General features: G+C 52.9%; 1 protein-coding gene. It reads left to right on the forward strand.

The genetic code is table 11. The annotated features are described in order from the left end of the window. Nucleotides 1–16: 16 nt before the first annotated feature. Nucleotides 17–1,023, forward strand: a 1,007-nt coding sequence (locus tag JX325_RS17620; RefSeq protein WP_374220667.1) for a DNA methyltransferase, incomplete at its 3' end; no start/stop codon positions are given.

The raw sequence follows: 1,023 nt of genomic DNA on the forward strand, positions 1-1,023 counted from the left end.
ACTATATGATGCACTCTTGAAGCAGTACAAAGACCCCAGCGACCCAGAAACGCTGAAAAGTCTGAATAAGCTGTGCGTCCGCCTGGTGTTCTGCTTGTATGCTGAGGACGCTGGGATTTTTGGCAACAAGAGTATGTTCCATGACTACCTGGGGAACCACCGCTCTGAGGATCGGCGGGCGCTTATCAATCTGTTCCGGGTACTGGATCAGGATATACCCCAGCGGGACAAGTACCTGGATGACGACTTGGCAGCGTTCCCCTATGTCAACGGCGGCCTGTTTGCAGACGAGGACATTGAGATACCCAGACTTGGGGATGAAGTGATTGACCTCATACTCCGCCGCGCCAGCGAGGATTTTGATTGGAGCGATATTTCTCCTACCATCTTCGGAGCTGTCTTTGAAAGCACACTGAACCCGGAAACCCGGCGCTCCGGCGGGATGCACTACACATCCATCGAGAACATCCACAAGCTGATTGACCCGCTGTTCCTGGATGGACTGAAAGCCGAGTTTGCGGAGATTGAAGTCGTTACGGTGGAGCGGACCCGCAAGGCCAAGCTGGAAGCCTTTCAGCGGAAGCTGGCGGGGCTGAAATTCCTGGACCCTGCCTGCGGCTCCGGGAACTTTCTGACGGAAACTTACATCTCCCTCCGTCGGCTGGAAAATGAAACAATTTCCTTGCTCCATAAGGGACAAATCATGCTGGATATTGGCAATCCAATTCAAGTCTCCATCAGCCAATTCTACGGTATTGAAATCAACGACTTTGCCGTGACCGTGGCAAAGACGGCGCTGTGGATCGCAGAAAGTCAGATGATGAAGGAAACCGAGGATGTAGTACACATGACCTTGGATTTCTTGCCGCTGAAATCCTACGCCAACATCGTGGAAGGGAATGCCCTGCGGACGGAGTGGACGGACGTGATCCCCAAGCATGAGTTGGACTACATTATGGGCAATCCCCCCTTTGTTGGAGCACGGATGATGGGTGCAGAACAGAAGGAGGATGTAAACGACAC

Source organism: Oscillibacter sp. CU971, from assembly GCF_905219725.1.
Lineage (GTDB): Bacteria > Bacillota > Clostridia > Oscillospirales > Oscillospiraceae > Oscillibacter.